Source organism: Microcystis sp. M109S1, assembly GCF_020247025.1.
Taxonomy (GTDB): domain Bacteria; phylum Cyanobacteriota; class Cyanobacteriia; order Cyanobacteriales; family Microcystaceae; genus Microcystis.
This window is the reverse complement of record NZ_JADBRW010000153.1, coordinates 1-2,911: the sequence shown is the minus strand read 5'-3', so window position 1 is coordinate 2,911 and position 2,911 is coordinate 1. Positions and strand designations below refer to the sequence as shown.

Here is a 2,911-nt window from a genome sequence, read left to right as displayed (position 1 = left end):
GTGCGCCGCAATAGCGACTCTTGTTCGGGTGTGGGGTAAAATCGGTAAGAATATGCTTTTTCCATGTCTCACATTTTAGCATATATTTGGTAAATGCGCTAGTATTTAACGGTAAAGCCGTCGTAGAACGACGGGGTTTCAGACACAAAATTTTGGATGAGTAACGGGTACGGTAGGGATCGAACCTACAACCGTCCGCTTAGAAGGCGGATGCTCTATCCATTGAGCTACGTACCCAAGAAAGCACAATTATAGATCATACTTCCAACAGTGACAAGTGGTAGGACTAATTTTCGCCGCTACCCCTCTTTGCCACTGTCCAAGCTTAATGATGATGGTGGTGTCCGTGGTGATGATGGTGATCGGAATGAATGTGAGGAATTGTTACAGAACTATTGACAGATAAAGCCTCTTGTGATAGGAGAGCTTCGATATGTTCCTCGGCCCAATCGGCAGCCATCCGGCAAAATTCGGGGTTATCGTTGACACAGGCCATCTGCACATAATTAACTTGGTCGTGTTTGCGGCGTAAAGCTTCGATAATATGCTCCACATCCAGTAAAGTTTCGTGATTTTCCGTAGCAAAGCCAATCGGCATGAAAATTAAGGCTTTGGCCCCTAATTCGATTAAATTCTTCGCCGCTAACTCTGCATTCGGTTGCGTCCATTTAATTAAGGGGGTTTGGTGATTTAACCAACCCACAGAAACCAAGGGATAACGATAGATTAATTTTTCCCGGACTAACTCGTATAAAGCTTGACTTTCATCGATTCCCGACGTAAATCCCTTAGCTTCGTGGGGACAACCGTGATTCATTAAAATAATGCCAATTTGCGAGGGAAGACAGCTACTAGCTACCTCGGTAGCGATTTTTTCTTCCACTAACCGCGCCATTAGCTCTATATAAGCGGGTTGGTTATAAAACGAGGGAATATAGCGCAATCCTTTCACCCAATGTTCCCCCGTTTGTCCTTGAGCTAAAGCTTTGTTAACTTGTTCGATCGCAATGCCACTGGTAAAGATAGAATCAACCACGAGGAGAGGATAGATCAAAATTTTCTCGAATCCCCGTTCGCGGATTTCCCCTAATACCTGTGCTGGTAAAAAAGGCGCGCAGAAGTTAAACGCTTTGAATACCTCCACCCGATTACCCCATTTTGCCTGTAAATTGCGCTCGATTTCCTGTCTTTGATGCTCGAAAATGTGGTTATGGGGCGAAATAAAGTGATTATGCTGGTGTTGCCATTCGTGTAGGTCAAATATGGCCAATAATTTCGCTAGGGGAGGATAAACCCAAGTCGGTACAGGAGCGAACTTAGCCGTCAGCAGATTTAAGGCCTGTTCATTATAGTTGGCAAAGTCCTCGTAACTCTCCACTTCCCCGTATCCCATCAATAATACCGCCACTCGATCGCTGTGGTTGTGGGTAGCGGCTAACTGTTGTTGATCTGAAATGGCAACCACGTTTTTAACCCCGATTTTCTAAGTGAAAAACGCTATATCACTGGGATAGTAGCACTTTTCTATCCTATCCCCTAGCACGGGATAGACCGCTAAAAATTTATAACCTCTACAGAATCATACAGATTGCTTATCATCCTCATTAATAAAACGAGATGTAAAGAAACTTTAAATAATGTTAAGATCGTTGTAGTCCCACTTATGAGAGATATGACAGCAGGCGTGTTTGGTAGCTTACCTTTTCCCAATCAGAGCGGCGATCAACTCATCAGTAAGGCGGTGAGTGCTGCGATCGCTGCATTATTCAAACGGACAGGCAAGCTGAAAGCGACTGTCCGCGCCGAACCCGTAGCCAAATTACTGCAAGGCAGTATCGACGGTTTTGACTTTATCGGTCAGTCGATGCTGATGTACAATGGCCTACGCATCGAAGCCATGGAATTGTATGTACAAGCAGTGGCGATCGATTTTAGTGCCATTTTTACCGGACAGGTAAAACTCCGTCAACCGACGCGGGCCACTTTGCGGGTAGTTTTAACGGAAGAAGATTTAACCACCTCTTTTAATACACCTTTTATTGTCGAAAAACTGCAAAGATTAGAGTACGAAGGTAAATCAATTCACTGTCAGAACACAGAATTAATTCTCAATGACGATAAAACTTTAACTCTGAAAAGTCTAATCAAATTGGGAGAAGAAGAACCAATTCTTCTAGAAATGACCACTGCTGTGGTTGTGGAAGAAAGGCGAAAAATTCAATTTGTTGAGGTGGTTTATCAAGGGGACGAAAGATCGAAAGCTTTAGGAGAAGCTTTAATCAGCCACGTTAACAACCTCATGGATTTAGATAAATTTGCCCTCGATGGTACTCAATTAAGGGTCGATCGACTACGTTTAAAAGATAAACAGATCATCTTTTATGGTATCGCCGATATCGAGCGTTTTCCCCAAAGAAAATAGGCACCATTTTTGCCTTTTAATCGTGCTTGTGGTTACAGGGAGGCACAGGATCGTAACCTCCGGGGTGAAAGGGATGACAACGGAGAATACGCTTAATTGCTAACCAAGAACCGCGCAGCACACCAAAGCGATCAATCGCTTCCATGGCATACTGGGAACAGGTGGGTTGAAAACGACAGGAAGGGGGAAATAGCGGCGAAATAAACCGTCGATATCCCTTAATTAAACCAATAAAAATTCCTTTCATCGAAAATTTGGGTCTGAAACCCCGTCGTTCTACGACGGCTTTACTGTTAAATACTAGCGCATTTACACGATATATGCTAAAATGTGAGACATGGAAAAAGCATATTCTTACCGATTTTACCCCACACCCGAACAAGAGTCGCTATTGCGGCGCACTTTGGGCTGTGTAAGATTAGTTTACAATAAAGCTCTCCATCTCAGAACACAAGCATGGTACGAAAGACAAGAAAGAATAGGATATGC

Annotated in this window: 5 protein-coding genes and 1 tRNA gene; 2 read left to right on the top strand and 4 right to left on the bottom strand. The window is 43.6% G+C overall.

Annotated elements, in window-relative coordinates; genetic code table 11:
* The 3 genes from IM322_RS07340 to IM322_RS07330 all read right to left on the bottom strand — a co-directional run.
* A partial coding sequence (locus IM322_RS07340) for a helix-turn-helix domain-containing protein (protein WP_287709865.1) occupies positions 1-65 on the bottom strand: 65 nt, incomplete at its 3' end.
* 99 nt (positions 66-164) lie between these two features.
* Positions 165-237: transfer RNA gene (locus tag IM322_RS07335), tRNA-Arg, on the bottom strand.
* An 88-nt stretch (positions 238-325) separates the two neighbouring features.
* The gene (locus tag IM322_RS07330; protein WP_287674098.1) at positions 326-1,465 is read right to left on the bottom strand and encodes a ferrochelatase; all 1,140 of its coding nucleotides are present in this window, start codon (positions 1,463-1,465) and stop codon (positions 326-328) included.
* Between the two features lie 198 nt (positions 1,466-1,663).
* On the opposite strand from IM322_RS07330, the gene IM322_RS07325 reads away from it, so the two are divergent.
* Complete coding sequence (locus tag IM322_RS07325) at positions 1,664-2,422, top strand: LmeA family phospholipid-binding protein (protein ID WP_002757745.1); 759 nt, start codon at positions 1,664-1,666, stop codon at positions 2,420-2,422.
* Positions 2,423-2,438: 16 nt separating this feature from the next.
* On the opposite strand, the gene yidD is transcribed toward IM322_RS07325, so the two are convergent.
* Entirely contained in the window at positions 2,439-2,669 is a 231-nt protein-coding gene (gene yidD / locus IM322_RS07320) for a membrane protein insertion efficiency factor YidD (RefSeq protein WP_287674101.1), read from the bottom strand.
* A 90-nt stretch (positions 2,670-2,759) separates the two neighbouring features.
* On the opposite strand from yidD, the gene IM322_RS07315 reads away from it, so the two are divergent.
* Positions 2,760-2,911 (top strand): helix-turn-helix domain-containing protein (locus IM322_RS07315; protein ID WP_287713165.1); only part of this gene is annotated, 152 nt, incomplete at its 3' end.